Consider the following 17482-nt stretch of genomic DNA (forward strand, 5'->3'; position numbering starts at 1 on the left):
TAATATCATACTCTTCTTGCAAACAAAATGCAAGAGCAAAGAAGGATCAGATAAAGAAAAGAACCGCACGCTGCGGCCCTTTTTTATTACACACGTGTCCAGTCCAGCGCATCCCACCGGGGCACGAACTGGCTGCAGATGCGGCGCATCTCCGGCTCGTCGGCGGCAGAGGTGCGGTCTGCGATGCCAATGACGTAATACCCGGCCTTGTGGGCGGTGGCGGCGGCGTATACGGCATCCTCGCACACGGCGCAGGCGGCGGGATCTGCACCGCCCAGACGGCTCATGCACTCAAAGAACACCTCCGGGTGGCTTTTGTGCAGCACGCCCCGCGCTTCCACGATGAAGGAGAAATACTGCGCGATGCCCAGCCGGGTAAGCACGGTGCGGCACTGTTCGGCCCAGGTGTTGGAGCAGATGCACATGCGTGCGCCCTCGGCCTGCAGCTTTGCCAGCATCGTGCGCACGCCGGGTTTCAGCTCCACGGTCTCGTATAATTCGGCGATCACCTCGCGCATCACGGAAAAATAGCTTTCCTCGGTCAGCGGCAGGCCGTACTCCCGGATAAGATACTGTGCGCCCTCCTGCATTCCCATGTTCAGCAGTGTGGCGCGCAGATCCCCCCGCGGGGTGCGGCCATAGCGGCGCAGCAGTGCGTCGGGGGCACCCTCCCACACCACGGTCATACTGTCGGTCAGGGTGCCGTCCATATCAAAAATCCATTGCTTGCAGTGCATGAGAATGCCTCCTTTTGAAATCCTGACAAGTATACCATGTTTCTTTGCCGGGAGAAAGGCATCAATTTACAAAAAACGGAAGAAATTTCTCTGGAAATATGCTATAATCTGAACAAAACCGGAAACGATCAAAGGAGGCGGATGCAATGGATGATCGCAGAGCGCCGTGCAAAGCTCTGGTGCTGGCGGGCGGCGGAGCCAGGGGCAGCTATCAGGTGGGTGTGTGGCGCGCGCTGATGGAGCTGGACTGGCACCCGCAGATCATTACCGGCACCAGCGTTGGCAGCCTGAACGGTGCCATGTTCGTGCTGGACCAGTACGAGACGGCCCGCGATATGTGGCTGGCCATCCGCAGCAAGGATGTGATGGAGCTGCCGGAGGAGGATGCCGACCTTTCGGCCCTGCACCAGTTCCTGCGCAGCGTGGTGAAAGCCGGCGGCATGGATGTGACCCCGCTGGAAGAGATCGTGGAGCGGGTTCTGGACGAGGATGCCCTGCGCGCGGCTCCCATCCGCTTCGGCCTTGTCACGGTGGAGCAGCGGGGCTTAAAGCCCCGGGAGCTGACGCTGGACGAGATCCCGGCAGGAAAGGTCAAGGACTACCTGATGGCCTCCGCTGCCTGCTTCCCGGCGCTGCGTGCGCGGGAGATCGACGGGGTCAAGTTTCTGGATGGCGGCTACAGCGACAACATGCCCACCGGTCTTGCCAAACGCATGGGCGCGGATGAACTGGTGTGCGTCGATCTGGAAGGCGTGGGCATTACCCGCCCCAACCTCACCGGCCTGCCCACCGTGATGGTGCGCAGCTACTGGGAGCTGGGCGATATCCTGCACTTTGACCCCGACACCGCCCGCCGCAACATCGAGCTGGGCTACTATGATACCCGCCGCGCTATGGGATATCTGCGGGGGTGTGCCTATGCTGTCTCCTGTGATGCCCAGAGCTGCGCGGACGCTGCTGCGTTCCACGCAAAATTTGAGCGGGTGCAAAAGGCCGTGCGGGAGAAATACCCGGTCACCCTGACGGCGGATGCGGCCCTGCTGCTGGCCAAGATGAAGGATGCCGACCTTGCCCCGCTGGAAGCCGCCGCGGAAGATGCCGGTGTGGATCCGGCCCATTACTACACCACCCATACTTTGTGCGATGCATTCCTTGCAAAGTGCGATCAGGCACGGATGCAGAGCTTTGCACCGCTGTTTGAGGGCAGTGCCGATGCGGCGCGGGCCGCACTGGCCGCGCTGCTGCCCAATACCTTTTTGCAGGCGCTGGTCTGGCGCACCCTGACCACGCCGGAAGCCGAGCTTTTGCCGGAGGTGACCGAACATGAAAGTGTATAAAGGTTCCTGCGCTTCTCCCGGCCTTGTGCTGGGGCAGGTGAGCCGTCTGGAGCACCATGTGGAGACCACGACCGTGGGCCCCTTTAAACCGTCCCGGGAGCTGCAGCTGCTCACCGATGCCATCCGCACGGCGCAGGACGAGCTGGAATCCATGGCAGACCGTGCCGCACCCAGCGAGCAGGCCATCTTCCAGTTCCAGAGCATGATGCTGGACGACGAGGGCATGATGAACGAGGTGCGCTTCTGCATCAATGCAGGCATTGGTGCGGCAGCGGCCATGAATCAGGTGGGCCAGCGCTACGCCGACCAGCTGGCCAACATGAAGGACAACCCTTACATGCAGCTGCGCAGTGTGGATATCCTCGACGCAAGCCGCCGGGTCATCAACATCATCACCAACCGCCCCCGCATGTGGCTGGCGCTGGATCACCCGGTGATCCTTGCGGCAGAGCGGCTGATGCCCACCGACCTGTTCAGCGTGCCCTCCGGCATGATTTTAGGCATCATCACCGCCGAGGGCAGCGGCCAGAGCCACGCAGCCATCATTGCCCGGGCAATGAATATCCCGGGCATCGTGCAGGTGGGCCGGGATTTTCTGGACGACTGCGACGGCCGCACCGTGATTCTGGATGCCACCGGGGGCCAGTGCACGCTGGACCCGGACGCTGCCGCCCGCCAGCAGGCCGAGACCCGCATCTGCGAGCTGCAGCGGGAGAACAAAGAGATGGGGCAGCTGCATGCTCTGCCCAACAGGACAAAGGACGGCCAGCCCTTTGAGCTGCTGGCCAACTGCTTTGGGCCGGAGGACATCGACACGGCCATGCAGTCCGGCGCACAGGGCGTGGGCCTGCTGCGCACCGGCTACATGATGCTGCCGGGCCGCATCCTCGATGAGCAGGAACAGTATTTCTTCTACTGCTCCTGTCTTGCTGCCGCCAAGGGCTGCCCGGTAACGGTGCGCACCTTCGACTTTGGCTCAGACCGCACCATTTCCGACGCTTATCAGGGCCTGCAGTCTTCCAAGCTTGGCCTGCGGGGCATTCGCAACAGTCTGCGCCAGCCCCACCAGTTCGAGACGCAGCTCTGTGCGCTGCTGCGCGCCGCCGCCCGCGGCCCACTGCGGGTGATGTTCCCCATGGTGACGAATGTGGAGGACTGGGACGCAGCCATGCGTGTGGTGGAACGCTGCCGCGAGCACCTGCGGGAGCGCGGCGTGGCGTTCAACGAAGATACAAAGTTCGGCGTGATGCTCAGCGTACCCGCTGCCTGCCTGACCGCTGAGGAATTTGTAGAGCACGGGGTCGATTTTCTTGTGGTCGGCACCAACGACCTGACCCAGTACACCCACGCGGCAGACCGTGAGCTTGCCAGCGCCGAGCACTACTACCGCCCGGCCAGCAGCGCCATGAAAAAGCTTATCACTATGGTGCTGGATGCCGCAAAGGTGCGCAATGTGCCGGTGACCATCTGCGGCCTTGCGGTGGGCAACCCGGCCAACACGGTGCAGTATTTGCAGCTGGGCCTGCGCAGCTTCTCGGTGAGTCCGCAGAACCTTTTGAATGTGAAGAAAGCTCTGCTGGAAGCAGAGATCAAATAAAAACAGGGGCTGCTGCACGCATGGATGTGTGCAGCAGCCCCCTTTGTTTGGGAAACCTGCCGTGCAGCTTGCGGAATGCACAGCAGGAGGAGATGGCTTTTAAAAATGGTTCCTCAGTTCATGCGGCGGTTCTTGCGGTCCAGCACAAAGCCTGCGGCCAGCAGGAACATGCCGCTGAGAACGATGTTATCGCCGTTCAGCTCAAGGTTAGTGTTGCCGTTGCCCTTGATCTCGATGGGTGCGGGGTCAGAACTCCCCTTGGAGTCTGGCTGAATGTGCACATCCTGCAGGGTCACATTGGCAGTGTTGCCGTCTTCGGCGGTAATGGTGACGGTGTTGGAAGTGGTCTTGGTTTTGCCGGTGGTCTCGTCTTTGGTGGTCAGGACGATGTTGGGATCCTCACGCTGATTGATGTCGCCCCGCTCATCCTGCACGTAGATGTCCTTATCATCCCGCTGGGTGATGTACTGGCAGCACAAAGCATTATTCCAGATTTCCCGTCAGGGTCATGACGGACGCAAGCACGGCCAGCGGGGCGGTCTCGCACCGCAGGATGCGGGGGCCAAGGCCCACCGTTCTGGCACCGGCCTTTGCGGCCATCTCGGCTTCCTCGGCGGCAAAGCCGCCCTCGGCACCAGTCACGATGGCAATTTTCAGCTTTTCACCATCGGCGGGCTTTGCTGCGGCCAGCAAGTCGCGCAGGGGCGCGCCGCCGCACTCGTAGCAGAACAGCACAAGGTCGTACTGTGCAAAGGTGCGGCACACGGTCCCGAAGTTTGCCAGCGGCAGGGCCACATCCGGCAGAACACCGCGGCCGCACTGCTTGGCGGCTTCCGCTGCAATGCGGTTGTAGCGCTCGTTCTTCTGCTCCTCTTTTTTGGGGGCCGCCACGCAATACCGGCTGAAGAAGGGCACGATGTGGGCTGCGCCCAGCTCCACGCCGTGCTTGATGATCTGCTCCAGCTTGTCCTGCTTGGGGTAGCCGGCCAGCAGAGTGACCTCCACGCTGGGTTCGGCGGCGCTGGGATAGCCCGGCTCCACCCGGAACTCCACACACTCATCGCCAAAGCCGGTGATGGTGGCGGTGTATTCCACGGCATTGCCGTCGCATAGAATGACAGTATCGCCCAGCCTTGCGCGCATCACACGGGCAAGATGGTGGGCATCGGCCCCGCGCAGGGTGGCGGTGCCGTCAGAGATCTCGGTGGTAAAATAACGGTGCGGCATAAAATCTCCTTACGCTTTCTTGCAGACGATGCACTCCCAGCCGCGCTTCTCCTTCACTTCCACAACGGCAAGGCCGGCCTTTTCCAGACCTGCGATCACTTCGTCCTTGCGGCTGTCGATGATGCCGCTGGCAATAAAGGTGGCACCCTCTGCCATCAGGCCGGGCACAGCCGGTGCCAGACTGAGAATGGCGTTGGCCACGATGTTGGCGGTGATGATGTCGTATTTGCCGCTGGCCTTATCGGAAAGGTCGCCCACCAGCACGGTCAGCTTGTCCTGCACGCCGTTCAACGCGGCGTTCTCGCCTGCGGTGCGCACGGCCACAGGGTCGATGTCCACGCCCTCGGCCACAGCAGCGCCCAGCTTCAGCGCCGCAATGGCAAGGATGCCGCTGCCGGTGCCGATGTCCAGCACCCGCTCGCCGCCGGTCACCCGCTCGTCCAGCGCTTCCATGCACAGGCTGGTGGTCTCGTGGCCGCCGGTGCCGAAGGCAAGGCCCGGGTCAAGGATCAGCTTTACCCGGTCGGTGTCGTACTGCTGCCACGAGGGCACCACCGCCAGACGTTTGCCGATCTCCAGGGGGTGATAATACTTGCGCCAGCCGTTCTGCCAGTCCTCCTGCTCCACGCCCTCGGTCTCCACGGTGTAGGCGATGTTTGCAGCTTCCATGCGGGCGGCAATGAGGGCCAGCGTCTCCACGGGGGAAGCGCCCGGCTCCAGATACATATGGATGATAACGGTATCGCGGGGCTTGTCCAGCAGCTCCTGCTCGATCAGATCCACATGGGCGATCTCGGCCACCTGCTGCTCGATGTCGCTGTAGTCTTCGATATAGATGCCGCCCTCGGCGATCATGGTGGCAACGGCTTCGGCGTTGTCGGCGTCGGCCTTGGCCACGGTCAGGCGGATATCAGTCCATTCCATAAAATAAACCTCCTTCGGGTTCCCGCTTTTCTTATAATAGTATAGTACCCGATTCGGCTGTGGGATGCAAGCCTTTGGGCAAAATGTACGTAAAAAGAAAGGAATTTTCAACACAAAGACGACCCTTGTGAGGAAAACCCAAAAATTATCGACTGAAAAACGGCAAAATGAGGACTTTTGATGCATTTTGATAGAAAAAAGGCGAAAGGGACTTTCTTTTTTTGCGGAAATATGTTACTATTCTATTACGGAATTATGGACGGCCTGCAACCAGAGGCGTCTGTAAACACAAACATTTCTTAAGGAGGAATGTGCTTTATGATGAAGTATCTCCAGAAACTGGGCAAAGCTTTGATGCTCCCCGTCGCGGTCCTGCCGATCTGCGGTATCCTGATGGGCCTCGGTTATGCCCTTGCTCCGGGCGTTATGGGCGTTCCCGGTGCTGCAACCTCCGGTGCAGCTTACACCGTTGGCTTCCTGCTGGTCAAGGCAGGCGGCGCTCTGATCGATAACATGGCATGGCTGTTTGCCATTGGTGCCGCTGTCGGCCTTGCAGACAACGACGGTACCGCAGGTCTGGCCGGTCTGGTCAGCTTCCTGATGATGCAGCAGCTGCTGAACCCCGGTGTGGTCGGCATGGTCCGTCACCTGGAAGAAGGCACTGCTACCTACATCGCCTTCCAGAAGGTCGCCGGCAACTCCTTCATCGGCATTCTGGCCGCTGTTGTGGGCGCTGCCTGCTACAACAAGTTCAAGGATATCCAGCTGCCTGACTGGCTGGCATTCTTCTCCGGCAAGCGCTTCGTTGCAATCGCTACCGGTCTGATCTCCATTCTGGTGTCCGTTGTTCTGCTGTTCGTCTGGCCCGTCATCTTTGACGCTCTGGTCGCAATCGGCAACGGCATCGCTGGCATGGGCGGCATCGGCGCCGGCATCTACGCCTTCCTGAACCGTCTGCTCATCCCCACCGGCCTGCACCACGCTCTGAACAACGTGTTCTGGTTCGATACCATCGGTCTGGGCGACCTGAGCCACTTCTGGGCTGGCGAGACCTCTGCTGATGTGGGCTGGAGCCTTGGTATGTACATGTCCGGCTTCTTCCCCTGCATGATGTTCGGTGTCCTGGGCGCTGCTCTGGCTATGGTCAAGACCGCTAAGAACAAGAAGGCTGCCATCGGCCTGGTTCTGTCCGCTGCAATCTGCGCCTTCGTCTGCGGCGTTACCGAGCCCTTCGAGTTCGGCTTCATGTTCCTGTGCTTCCCCCTGTACGTTGTGTACGCTGCTCTGTACGGCATCTTTACCGTCATCACCTACTACTCCGGTTTCCGTGCCGGCTTCTGCTTCTCCGCAGGTGCCACCGACCTGGTGTTCTCCGCTTCCCTGCCCGCAGCTGCCAAGACCTGGATGATCATTCCTCTGGGCATCGCAGCCTTCGTGGTGTTCTACGCAGTGTTCTACTTTGCCATCACCAAGTTCGACCTGAAGACCCCCGGCCGTGAGGACGAGGACGAAGAGGCCGAGAAGAAGGTCGTTCTGGCAAACAACAACTATACCGAAGTCGCTTCCGCTGTTCTGGCTGCTGTCGGCGGCAAGGAGAACGTGAAGGAAGTTGGTTACTGCGCAACCCGTCTGCGCTTTGAGGTCAAGGATAACGCCAAGGTGGACGAGAAGGCTGTCAAGGCCGCTGGTGCTGCCGGTGTCATCCGCCCCAGCAAGAACGCTTGCCAGGTGATCATCGGCACCAAGGTCCAGTTCGTGTACGACGAGCTGAAGAAGATGCTGTAACGCACACAGCTTTCTGAACGGAGTTTGTGCGGGAGACTGGTTGCTCCTGCATTCCCATAAAAGCCGCCGGGAGAAGGGCAGAGCCTGCCGCTCCCGGCGGCTTTTTGCGTTCCCGCGCGGAGTGTGCTATACTGGTTCAAAAGGCAGATACGGGAGGAAAAACCATGAGCAAAGTGTACAGCTGGCGGAAACTGAACGAAAAAGAACTGACGCGGGTCTATCTGGACGAAATGCGGCGGGACTTTCCGCCCACGGAGCTAAAGCCCCTGAGCATGATCCTGAACAGCGAAGCGGACGGCACAGCCCACACATGGGGCGTGTTCGACGGCGAAACACTGGCGGCGTACCTGCTCATGGTGCGCCCGGCAGGCAGCAGGGTGAGCCAGCTGGATTACTTTGCCGTGCTGCCGGAATACCGTGCTGCAGGGCTGGGCGCGCAGCTGCTGGCCGACCTGCCGCAGCACGAGCGCGGTGCGCAGGCCATCCTCATTGAGGCCGAATGCCCGGATAAGGCGGAGGACGAAGCTATGGCTGTGCGGCGGCTGGGCTTTTATGCCCGGTGCGGCGCGCGGGACACCGGCTTCACCGAGCACCTGTTTGATGCATGGTTCCGCATTCTGGTGCTGGACTGCCCGGGTGCCGGTACCTTTGCGGACCGGCAGGCCGTGGATGCACTGGTGGACTGCTACCGCCGCACCATCAGCGAGACCGAGTGGCAGAAGTACGTGCAGTTCTACTGCCCGGACGGAACAAAATACTGCTGAGCAGAAGGCGCTCTGTGCAAATTATGTGTACAGAGCGCCTTTTTGTCATATTTTTGTTGACAGACTCCCCAAAAGTGGTACGCTAAAAGCACAGAAAAACGCTTTTAGAGGAGGGCAATGTTATGGCAGAAAAAATGACCCGGCGTACCTTTATGAAGAGCGCAGCAGCTGCGGCTGCAGCAATCTCTTTGTCCGGCGTGCTGACCGGCTGCGGCGGCAGCGGTCAGCTGGCAGACGACGAGGTCCAGATCGGACCCTTCACCGTGAAGGTCTTTGGTCTGGATGTGGATCTGGGCACGGAATCCGGCACGGACAAGGGTGCCATCACCGGCAAGGTGAGACTGCGCTATGACGCCGGCGGCGGCAGCTGGCAGGGCGGACAGTACGGCGACATGTTCCAAGCTTTCGTGGGCGAAGCAAAGCTGAAGCAGGTATCCCCCGCCGGGACTTTCTTTGTCTCCGACACGCTGTTGGGCAAGCCCTTTGCCACAGAGGAAAAAGATCTGAGGCTGAACTTCCCCGATGCAGAAATCAAGGAAGCTTACCGGAATGGTCAGCCTGCGGTGCTGAAGATCGTCATCAACGGCATCAGCGAGACGCTGTTCCTTGTCAAGAAGAATGGCGGCTATGCAGCCACCAAGACTCTGCCTTCCCTTACCACGGTTTGACCCGCAGACCCTTTTGCCCCGAGCATTCTTTGAAAGAGTGCCCGGGGCTTTTTGTCGTTTTGCCCAGCCGGAAAATGGCATTTTCGGCATATTTATCCTGTTTGTAAAATTTGAGTATAGGCTTTTCATGCCGGCTTTACGCAGGCTTGACACAGCCGCCGGAGCCTGTGCAAAAGCTTTACCTCCATTTTGCGCGTACATGGTCGCAGCGCGCATGGCGGTGCGGTACAATAAGGCCGTTCCCAAGGAAAACACAAGAAAACATCGGCCGGAACGGCGTTCCGGCATTTATTGGAGGAAAAGGGTTATGAAAAAGATCACTCGTCGTTCGTTTATCACTGTCTGCGGCGCTGCTGCTGCGGCTATGGCTCTGACCGCCTGCGGCGGCGCGGCCTCTTCCACTGTGGCATCCTCTGCTGCGGAGTCCACCTCTTCTTCTGCCGCTGCTGAGACCGCTGCAGGCACCCTGTCCGGCAATGTGGCTACCGGCGGTTCTACCTCTATGAAGAACGTCATCGCTGCCCTGACCGAGGGCTTTGCCGAGGTGGAGCCGGGTGTCACCGTCAGCTACGACCCCACCGGTTCCGGCGCAGGCATCACCGGTGCTACCGATAAGACGCTGGACATCGGCCTGTCCTCCCGCGCCCTGAAGGACGACGAGAAGAACGACGTGGACGGCACCACCGTGGCTCTGGACGGCATCGCCATCGTTGTCAACAAGGCCAGCAAGGTGGCAGACTTGACCGTGGACCAGCTGAAGCAGATGTTCACCGGCGAGATCACCAACTGGAAGGATGTGGGCGGCGACGACGGCGAGATCGTTCTGGTGGGCCGCGAGGCTGGTTCCGGCACCCGCGATGGCTTTGAGAGCATCGTGGACGTGAAGGACAGCTGCAAGTACGCACAGGAGCTGACCGCTACCGGCGCAGTCATCAGCGCTGTGGAGGCCAATCCTCTGGCCGTCGGCTACGCTTCCCTGTCCGCTGTGGGCGACACCGTCGCCATGGTCACCGTGGAGGGTGTGGAGTGCAGCGAGGACACCGTGAAGGACGGCAGCTACAAGATCCAGCGTCCCTTCGTGTTCGTCACCAACAAGAGCGTGACCCTGTCGGAGCAGGCACAGGCCTTTGTGGACTTTGCCACCAGCAAGGACGCTGCCGACCTCATCCGCACCGCAGGCGCTGTGCCGGTGAACGAGTAACGGTTAGCGGGCTCGCCCTCTCCGTCATTGCTTGCGCAATGCCACCTCGTTCCCCTTTCTGTCGCTCACGCGACATCTGCTCCTCTCTTTGTCACCTACGGTGACATTTCTCCCCGGCGCGGGGAGAATCTGTCCCGGCCGGGGGAAGTCTATCAAAGTGAGAGGCCTTGGCAGTCCATGCAAAGTCTCTGGTTTCGCCAGAGGCTCTCCCTTTGGGAGAGCTGTCGAGACACGAAGTGCCGAGACTGAGAGGGCGAGGCCGTTCACAAAATACCCCGCCGCGTCGGGCTGCCGTTTCTGCGGGCCGACGCGGCTTTTATAAAGGATTTCAGCTATGAACAAAAAATCCTATCTGAGCCGGGTGCGGCTGCCCCGCACCCCCGCCGAATGGCTGGAAGCGGTGATGAACTTCATCTTCTTCCTGTGCGGTATGCTGGCGGTGGGCTGCGTGGTGCTCATCTCGGTGTACATGGTGATCTCCGGCGTGCCGGCCATCCACAAGATCGGCCTGTTCCAATTCCTGTTCGGCACAAAGTGGGCCTCCACGGCAGCCCAGCCGCTGTTCGGCATCCTGCCCTTTATCCTGTCCAGCATCTACGGCACGCTGGGCGCTGCCATCATCGGTGTGCCCATCGGCCTGCTGACGGCGGTGTTCCTCTCCAAGGCCGCCGACCCCAAGCTGCGCACCGTGGTGGTCACCGCCATCGAGCTGCTGTCCGGCATCCCCAGCGTGGTGTTCGGCCTGCTGGGCATGCAGGTGCTGGTGCCCGCCGTGGCAAAGACCTTCGGCAAGGCTTCTGGTGCCTGCCTGCTGAGCGCTATCGTGGTGCTTTCCATCATGATCTTGCCCAGCATTGTGTCCGTGTCGGTCACGGCACTGAACGCCGTGCCGCCGGAGTATGAGCAGGGCAGTCTGGCACTGGGTGCCACCGACACCGAAACATGGTTCAAGATCAGCATTCCGGCAGCCAAAAGCGGCATTGCCGCAGGCATTGTTCTGGGCATCGGCCGTGCCATCGGCGAGGCCATGGCGGTGATGATGGTGGCAGGCAACAGCCCCAACATGCCGGACAGTCCCTTCCGCAGCGTCACATTCCTGACCACCGCCATCGCCAAGGAGATGAGCTATGCCGGCGGTCTGCAGCGGCAGGCGCTGTTCAGCATCGCGCTGGTGCTGTTCGTCTTTATCATGATCATCAATGTTGTGCTGAACGTTGTGCTGAAGGGAGGAAGCCGCGATGAATAAGGGCCTTTCGCCTTCCCGTCAGATGTGGAACCGGGTCATGACCGCACTGGTCTGGGCCAGTGCCGTTCTGGTGATGGTTCTGGTGGCCGGTATCATAGGCATGGTGCTGGTGCGGGGCATCCCCCACATCAGCTGGAAGTTCCTTTCTACCACTGCCAGTGTGCTGAAAAAGACCGACGGCATCCTGCCTGCCATCCTCAACACACTGTATGTCATTGTGCTGACATTACTGATCGTACTGCCTCTGGGCGTGGGCGCGGCGGTCTACCTGACCGAGTATGCCTCCAACCGGCGGCTCATCGAGGTCATCGAGTTCACCAACGAAACGCTGGCGGGCATCCCCAGCATCATCTACGGTCTGGTGGGCATGCTGGTGTTCAGTCAGGCGCTGGGCTTCCAGACCTGTCTGCTGTCCGGTTCACTCACGCTGGTGGTCATGAACCTGCCCACCATCATCCGCACCACGCAGGAATCCCTCAAGACGGTGCCGCAGGGCTACCGGGAGGGCGCCATGGGCTTGGGTGCAGGCAAGTGGCACATCATCCGCACCATCGTGCTGCCCTGCAGCATCGACGGCATCGTGACCGGCTGCATTCTGGCCGTGGGCCGCATCGTGGGCGAAAGTGCCGCCCTGCTTTTCACCGCCGGTGCCGCAGAGGTCATTGCCAAGAGCGTGGCCAAAGCCTACACCTCCAACGGTGCCACCCTGTCGGTGCTGCTGTACCTGCGTGCCTTTGAGGACGGCGATTTCGCTTCCGCATGGGGCATCGGTGCGGTGCTGCTGGTGCTGGTGCTGGCCATCAACCTTGCGGCGCGGCTGGCAAAGACCAAGCTGAAACAGAAACAGTAAAATTTGATTTTACTGTTCAAAATGGCCTCCGCATTCGCTCTGGCCATGAATCGCGGAAAAATTATTTTTAATTTCGTAGATTTGAAAAATCTGCGGATTTTTCAAATCTACCTTTTCACGGGAAGGGTCGAAACGGTAAACTTCCTGTTGAAATTCAACAATGAGGTACTCTATGGAAAACACGAATGTGCCGGTGATATCGGCAAAAGACCTGAACCTCTGGTACGGCGACTTCAAGGCGCTGAAAGGCATTTCGTTGGACGTGGGCGAGCGGGAGATCACTGCTCTTATCGGCCCTTCCGGCTGCGGCAAGTCCACCTTTCTGAAAACCCTCAACCGCATGAACGACCTTGTGCCGAATGTGCGCATCGAGGGGGATGTGCGGCTCAAGGGCGAGGACATCTTTGCCCGGGAAATGCAGCTTACCGACCTGCGCCGCCGGGTGGGCATGGTGTTCCAGAAGGCCAATCCCTTCCCCATGAGCATTTACGACAATATCACCTACGGCCCCAAGCTGCACGGCGTGCGCAATAAGGCCGAGCTGGACGAGCTGGTGGAAAGCTCTCTGCGGGGCGCGGCCCTGTGGGACGAGGTGAAGGACCGCCTGAAAAAGAGCGCGCTGGGCCTTTCCGGCGGCCAGCAGCAGCGTCTGTGCATCGCACGCGCACTGGCGGTGAAGCCCGAAGTGCTGCTGATGGACGAGCCCACCAGCGCATTGGACCCCGGCTCCACCATGAAGGTGGAGGAGCTGATGAGTGAGCTGAAGAAGAACTACACGGTGGTCATCGTTACCCACAACATGCAGCAGGCGGCCCGTATCAGCGACCGCACCGCCTTCTTCCTGCTGGGCGAGCTGGTGGAAGTGGGCCCCACGGCGCAGATCTTCAGCGCACCGCAGGATAAACGCACCGAGGACTACATTTCCGGTCGGTTCGGTTAAAGGAGGAAACAGCTATGAGTATCCGTAAACAGTACGACACCGATCTGGAATCGCTGAAAAATTCGCTGACCGAAATGGGCCGCAACTCTGCCGATGCCGTGGAGAACGCTCTGGAAGCGCTCTGCGTTGCTGATGCCGATGCGGCTGCGGCCATCGTGAAGGAGGATGCCCGCATCAACAATATGGAGCGGGATATCGAGCACCGCTGCATGACGTTGCTGCTGCGTCAGCAGCCGGTGGCAGGCGATCTGCGCCGCATCTCCACTGCCATGAAGGTGGTCACGGATATTGAGCGCATCGGCGACCATGCCGCCGACATCGCCGAGATCATCCCCCACCTTGTCACCGTCCGCAAAGAGGGCGACCCGGCGGTAAGTCAGGCCATTGCCATGGGCAAAAAGGCCCACCAGATGATCCTGGATGCCCTCGATGCCCTGACGGCAGAGGACGAAAATGCCGCCCGCAGGGTGATCGCCGCAGACGACGCGGTGGATTACGACTTCAATGCCATCAAGCATCAGCTGGCGCAGGAGATCGCCGAAGACCCCGGCAAGGTGGACGCAGCGCTGGACCTGCTGATGGTCATTAAGTATCTGGAGCGCATCGGCGACCACGCCGTGAATGTGGCCGAGTGGGTGCAGTTCGTGCGCACCGGCCGCTATAAGGACGAGAGCATGTTCTGAGCATTTCCCTTCCTCATTTTTGAGGGTTCGTGTTTTCTTTATTTCTCCTGAAAAAGGCCGTTTCTGCCCGGTGCGGAAGCGGTCTTTTTCTGTAAGACGAAAACCCTCTCAGGCTCACTGCGTTCGCCAGCTCCCCCGAAGGGGGAGCTTTTAAGCATCTACCGGTTCGTGCCGATAAAGCTCCCCCTTCGGGGGAGCTGGCACGCCGTCAGGCGTGACTGAGAGGGGTCTGACTCCTACAACGAAAATTGACTAAAAATTTTTTAGCTTTCTGCAATATTCCGGTGCGTCGGTTCGTATCTGAGGTGTAGGGCGGCAGGAGCCGCCATTCCCTGTGCGGCGGGCGTCCGACATCCCCCAGTCCCCGCCCGCCGCACCCTTTACGGAGGAAACGCAGATGACACAGACGAATCCTATCCTGCCGGAAGTCAGGGCCGGAACGGTCAGCCGCGAAGCACTGGTGCAGGCGGCACTCAAAGAGATCACCCAGAATTACCGCGAAGCAAGCCTTTCCAACGTGGCACGGGAGTACGGCGTTTCGCTGGCATATGTCAGCGAGTGCGTGCGTGCCCAGACCGGACGCACCTATAAGGAATTGCTGCAAAAGCACCGTATGGAGACCGCTGCCCGCATGCTGCGCCGCAGCGACATGAACATCCAGCAGATCATTTCTCTGGTGGGCTACGAGAACACCAGCTATTTCTACCGCCTGTTCCACGAGCGGTATGGTCTCAGCCCGCGGGAATACCGGCTGGTGCGCACCGGCCATGGCCGCGCCAGCGCATAAGGTACTTGCTCTAAAAGCAGGGACTGCTGCACATCGTTTTAGCCGAAAGTGCAGCAGCCCCTGCTTTTTGCCGTTTTGGAGCATTTTAAGGTACTTTGGTGCGGGAACTGGATTTTTATGGTAATTTGTAGTACAATAAGAACAATTCTCAAAGTGCTGTGCCGGACCGAGCGCAGCGCAGAAAAGACGAGGTGGAATGAATGTTTCGTGGAGCAGTGAGAGGGGATCTGCCCCAGATCCTGAAGATCTATGCCCATGCACGTGCAGTCATGAAGGCATCCGGCAACCCGACCCAGTGGGGGGATAATTTCCCGCCGCAGGAACTGCTGGAAGAGGATATCGACTCGAACCGGTTGTTCCTCTATGTGGTCAACGGCCAGATCGAGGCCGTGTTTGCATTTATTCTGGGGGCGGACCCCACCTACGCCGCTATTGAGGACGGCCAGTGGCTGGACGATACCCTGCCCTATGGTACGGTGCACCGTCTGGCATCGGCCGGAAAGCACAAGGGCGTGGGCAAGGCCGTGCTGGACTGGAGCATGGAGCACTGCCAGAGCTTGCGTGCCGACACCCACGCCGACAACAAGATCATGCAGCATCTGCTGGAAAAGAACGGCTTTACCCGCTGCGGTGTCATCCATGTGGCAGACGGCTCGCCCCGCTTTGCCTACCAGAAGCTTGCCCCCACCCAGTCGCTGGGTTGAAAACAGAATACACCCCCAAAGAGCCCCGGTCTGCGGATGCAGAGCCTGCCATGCAGGACTGCGCACGCAGGCTTTTTTGTTTGCCCCCGCTCGCTCCGCCCTGCGCCGCTCGACGGTGACGGAGAGAACAAAGCCGCGAATGGCCAAACCTGTCCTTGCTATAAATACAGATCGACAGAAAAACCCCATGGGCACCGACCTGAATGCAAATTTGTGAACGAAAAATGTCTGAAAACGCTTTCATTTCTCTGCCGTATGTGCTATAATAACACCCGTCCTTGTGTAAGAGACAGGAAGCTGTGCGCCATTGGCGTACAATAGGAAAGAGGAGTGTCTATATGAAAACGTTGAACAAGGCAGTTGCCCGCTACAACGGCATCAGCCTGATCGTTCGCATTCTGGTCGGTCTGATCATCGGTGCGGTGCTGGCTCTGGTGGCCCCCGGTGCAGGCTGGGTGGGTGAACTGGGCAACCTGTTCGTTGGCGCACTGAAGGGCATCGCCCCGGTGCTGGTGTTCGTGATCGTGGCAAGTGCTCTGGCACAGGGCTCTTCCAAGCTGGACCGCCGCTTCGGCACGGTCATCTGGCTGTACATGCTCACCACCTTTCTGGCTGCGGCCATCGCAGTGGTGACCAGCTTTATGTTCCCGGTCACGGTCGTGCTGGCAGACGCTGCCCAGTCGGACGTGGTGCCGCAGGGTCTGGGCGAAGTGATGGGCACTCTGCTCACCAACTTTGTGGCAAACCCCGTCAGTGCCATCATGAGCGGCAACTACATCGGCATCCTGTTCTGGGCCTGCATGTTCGGCGTGGCTATGAAGAAGATCGGCTCTGACACCACCAAGACCTTTATGGCAAACACCGCCGATGCGGTCTCCCAGATCGTGCGCTGGATCATCAATCTGGCACCCTTCGGTATCATGGGCCTGGTCTACACCAATGTTTCCGGCAACGGCCTTGCCATCTTTACCCAGTACGGCAAGCTGCTGGCCCTGCTGGTGGGCACCATGCTGTTCATGGCCCTCATCGTCTCTCCCCTCATCATGTTTATCTATCTGGGCTGCAACCCCTATCCGCTGGTGTTCCGCTGCCTGCGTGAGTCTGGCCTGACCGCCTTCTTCACCCGCAGCTCCGCCGCCAACATCCCCGTGAACATGGCCCTGTGCGAAAAGCTGGGTCTGGACAAGGATATGTACTCCGTCTCCATCCCGCTGGGCGCCACCATCAACATGGACGGTGCCGCCATCACCATCACCATCATGACGCTGGCCGCTGCTAACACCTTGGGCATTCAGGTGTCTCTGCCTGCAGCCATCGTGCTGAGCGCTATGAGCGCTCTGGGTGCCTGCGGTGCTTCCGGCGTGGCCGGCGGTTCCCTGCTGCTGATCCCCATGGCCTGCTCCCTGTTCGGCATCTCCAACGATGTCGCCATGCAGATGGTGGGTGTCGGCTTCATCATCGGCGTGGTGCAGGACTCTGTTGAGACTGCCCTGAACTCTGCCGGTGACGTGGAGTTCGCTGCCACCGCCGAGTACCATCAGTGGCGCAAGCAGGGCAAGTCCCTGCCGGAGTTCCTGACCGGTAAGAAGAACTGAAAAATTTAAAAATATAGAAAAGGGCTGTTGCCAAACTCCTTCCGACATCGCTTACGCGATGCCACCTCCCTCAATGAGGGAGGCTTCACAGCTTACCGTCATGTCAGGCTCCCTCCGTGAGGGAGCTGGCGCGGCGAAGCCGTGACTGAGGGAGTTCTTGGCAACAGCCCCTTCGCTTTTTACGGGAAAAGATGTAACGGGCAGCAGGGCGTTTTCATTACGGCCCCTCCCGTGAAAAAACAGAAGAGCAGCGGCCGCAGCCGCTGCTCTTCTGTAATAATAAAAATAAAATTTCCGCTGAAGATATTCGGGTTGCGGCTCCCTGTGTCTGCTTCGTGCCTTAGGCGGCACTCGCACCCAGCAGGCCGCAGCCCCAACGGCTCCTCCTTGTTTCTGCCGCAGGCAGCGGTCGTCGCCGTTGCAGAGCAAAGCGGAGG

Annotated in this window: 17 protein-coding genes; 13 read left to right on the forward strand and 4 right to left on the reverse strand. The window is 59.7% G+C overall.

Features of this window, described 5'->3' with window-relative positions; translation table 11 throughout:
- Positions 1-86: 86 nt before the first annotated feature.
- Complete coding sequence (locus QZL71_RS00220) at positions 87-737, reverse strand: HAD family hydrolase (RefSeq protein ID WP_120080426.1); 651 nt, start codon at positions 735-737, stop codon at positions 87-89.
- 146 nt (positions 738-883) lie between these two features.
- Here QZL71_RS00220 and QZL71_RS00225 point away from each other — a divergent pair, with 146 nt between their 5' ends.
- Positions 884-2074: a patatin-like phospholipase family protein gene (locus QZL71_RS00225; protein WP_223388362.1), complete on the forward strand. Its 1191-nt coding sequence runs from the start codon at positions 884-886 to the stop codon at positions 2072-2074.
- Complete coding sequence (locus tag QZL71_RS00230; RefSeq protein ID WP_294647257.1) at positions 2061-3671, forward strand: phosphoenolpyruvate--protein phosphotransferase; 1611 nt, start codon at positions 2061-2063, stop codon at positions 3669-3671. The genes QZL71_RS00225 and QZL71_RS00230 overlap by 14 nt, the downstream gene beginning before the upstream one ends.
- Positions 3672-3784: 113 nt before the next feature.
- On the opposite strand, the gene QZL71_RS00235 is transcribed toward QZL71_RS00230, so the two are convergent.
- From QZL71_RS00235 to prmA, 3 genes are read right to left on the reverse strand one after another with little or no spacing between them, the layout of a single operon-like run.
- A complete protein-coding gene (locus tag QZL71_RS00235) occupies positions 3785-4150 on the reverse strand; it encodes a hypothetical protein (protein ID WP_294647259.1) in 366 nt (121 codons plus the stop codon).
- Positions 4151-4154: 4 nt separating this feature from the next.
- Positions 4155-4898, reverse strand: a complete 744-nt coding sequence (locus tag QZL71_RS00240; protein WP_118527577.1) for an RsmE family RNA methyltransferase — start codon at positions 4896-4898, stop codon at positions 4155-4157.
- 9 nt (positions 4899-4907) lie between these two features.
- Positions 4908-5822, reverse strand: a complete 915-nt coding sequence (prmA, locus tag QZL71_RS00245) for a 50S ribosomal protein L11 methyltransferase (RefSeq protein ID WP_005943732.1) — start codon at positions 5820-5822, stop codon at positions 4908-4910.
- A gap of 318 nt (positions 5823-6140) precedes the next feature.
- Between prmA and QZL71_RS00250 the strand changes: the two genes are divergently transcribed.
- The 11 genes from QZL71_RS00250 (at position 6141) to sstT (ending at position 17045) form a co-directional block, all read left to right on the forward strand.
- Positions 6141-7607, forward strand: a complete 1467-nt coding sequence (locus tag QZL71_RS00250) for a PTS transporter subunit EIIC (protein WP_249235354.1) — start codon at positions 6141-6143, stop codon at positions 7605-7607.
- Between the two features lie 164 nt (positions 7608-7771).
- Positions 7772-8371, forward strand: coding sequence for a GNAT family N-acetyltransferase (locus QZL71_RS00255; protein WP_120019986.1), 600 nt, complete (start codon positions 7772-7774; stop codon positions 8369-8371).
- 122 nt (positions 8372-8493) lie between these two features.
- A complete protein-coding gene (locus QZL71_RS00260; RefSeq protein ID WP_294647260.1) occupies positions 8494-9039 on the forward strand; it encodes a twin-arginine translocation signal domain-containing protein in 546 nt (181 codons plus the stop codon).
- 307 nt (positions 9040-9346) lie between these two features.
- Positions 9347-10240, forward strand: coding sequence for a phosphate ABC transporter substrate-binding protein (locus QZL71_RS00265; RefSeq protein ID WP_082210864.1), 894 nt, complete (start codon positions 9347-9349; stop codon positions 10238-10240).
- 334 nt (positions 10241-10574) lie between these two features.
- Entirely contained in the window at positions 10575-11486 is a 912-nt protein-coding gene (pstC, locus tag QZL71_RS00270) for a phosphate ABC transporter permease subunit PstC (RefSeq protein ID WP_097774558.1), read from the forward strand.
- On the forward strand, positions 11479-12336 hold the full coding sequence (gene pstA, locus QZL71_RS00275) for a phosphate ABC transporter permease PstA (protein WP_097774559.1): 858 nt from the start codon (positions 11479-11481) through the stop codon (positions 12334-12336). Before pstC ends, pstA begins: the two co-directional genes overlap by 8 nt.
- 172 nt (positions 12337-12508) lie before the next feature.
- Positions 12509-13276, forward strand: coding sequence for a phosphate ABC transporter ATP-binding protein PstB (gene pstB / locus QZL71_RS00280; protein ID WP_005943706.1), 768 nt, complete (start codon positions 12509-12511; stop codon positions 13274-13276).
- 14 nt (positions 13277-13290) lie between these two features.
- Positions 13291-13959, forward strand: a complete 669-nt coding sequence (gene phoU / locus QZL71_RS00285; protein ID WP_120080404.1) for a phosphate signaling complex protein PhoU — start codon at positions 13291-13293, stop codon at positions 13957-13959.
- A gap of 397 nt (positions 13960-14356) precedes the next feature.
- Complete coding sequence (locus QZL71_RS00290) at positions 14357-14746, forward strand: helix-turn-helix transcriptional regulator (RefSeq protein WP_097776900.1); 390 nt, start codon at positions 14357-14359, stop codon at positions 14744-14746.
- Between the two features lie 200 nt (positions 14747-14946).
- Entirely contained in the window at positions 14947-15450 is a 504-nt protein-coding gene (locus QZL71_RS00295) for a GNAT family N-acetyltransferase (protein ID WP_294647263.1), read from the forward strand.
- Between the two features lie 347 nt (positions 15451-15797).
- The gene (sstT, locus tag QZL71_RS00300) at positions 15798-17045 is read left to right on the forward strand and encodes a serine/threonine transporter SstT (RefSeq protein ID WP_294647366.1); all 1248 of its coding nucleotides are present in this window, start codon (positions 15798-15800) and stop codon (positions 17043-17045) included.
- The last annotated feature ends 437 nt before the right edge of the window (positions 17046-17482 follow it).

This window comes from uncultured Faecalibacterium sp. (assembly GCF_900066275.1).
In the GTDB taxonomy this organism is placed as follows: Bacteria; Bacillota; Clostridia; order Oscillospirales; family Ruminococcaceae; genus Faecalibacterium; species Faecalibacterium taiwanense.